At 35.1% G+C, this 1,132-nt stretch carries 1 protein-coding gene; it reads right to left on the bottom strand.

Annotation, left to right across the window (positions count from 1 at the left end):
• The coding region (locus tag CRV03_RS13920) for a serine hydroxymethyltransferase (RefSeq protein ID WP_164968676.1) at nucleotides 1-1,132 on the bottom strand (1,132 nt) is incomplete at both ends.

Below are 1,132 nucleotides of genomic sequence, written 5' to 3'. Positions count from 1 at the left end.
GTCGATTGATTGTAGATAACAAAGTTGTTAGCTAAATCTTTAAGCTCACCCTTGATTTGTTCTTGTAAATCAGTATTATTAATATCATCTAAAATATCAGCAATCTTATTAGCAATGAATTCAAACTCTTTCTCTTTCATTCCTCTTGCTGTAAGTGCAGGAGAACCAATTCTTACACCACTTGTAACAAATGGGCTTCTTGTCTCACCTGGTACTGTATTTTTATTTACAGTAATACCTGCATTTTGTAAAGCTGCATCTGCATCTTTACCTGAGAATTCTTTATTTAAGAATGATACTAATACTAAGTGATTATCTGTTCCACCAGAAACAATATCATATCCTCTTGATACTAGTACTTCACCAAGTTTTTTAGCATTTGCTTTTACTTGTTTAGCATAATCTTTCCACTCAGGAGCTAAGATTTCTTTAAATGCAACTGCTTTTGCAGCCATAACATGTACTAATGGTCCACCTTGTAAACCTGGGAAGATAGCTGAGTTAATTTTCTTAGCAATATCTTCATCATTAGTCATAATCATACCACCTCTAGGACCTCTTAAAGTCTTATGAGTTGTAGTAGTTACAACATCTGCATATGGGAATGGAGATTGGTGCTCACCTGCAGCAACTAAACCTGCAATGTGTGCGATATCAGCAAATAAAATTGCTCCTACTTCATCAGCGATTTCTCTAAATCTTTTGAAGTCAATCTCTCTAGCATAAGCTGAAGCACCACATACAATGATTTTTGGTTGAACAATTTTAGCAATATCTAAAACTCTGTCATAGTTGATTCTTCCATCTAACTCAACACCATAATAGAATGCTTGATAGTTCTTACCAGAGAAACTAGGCTTTGAACCATGAGTTAAGTGTCCACCATGAGATAAATCCATACCTAATATTTTATCACCAGCTTTTAATAATGCAGCATATACAGCACCATTAGCTTGAGAACCTGAATGTGGTTGAACATTTGCATAAGAACATCCAAAGATTTCACAAGCTCTGTCAATAGCTAATTGCTCAGCTTTGTCAGCAAATTCACATCCACCATAATATCTTTTATATGGATAACCCTCTGCATACTTGTTAGTAAATACAGAACCCATTGCTTCCATCACAGCAG

It is taken from the genome of Arcobacter sp. F155 (assembly GCF_004116455.1).
Taxonomy (GTDB): domain Bacteria; phylum Campylobacterota; class Campylobacteria; order Campylobacterales; family Arcobacteraceae; genus Halarcobacter.
The sequence above is the reverse complement of the archived record's forward strand: the minus strand, read 5'-3'. Positions and strand labels throughout refer to the sequence as shown.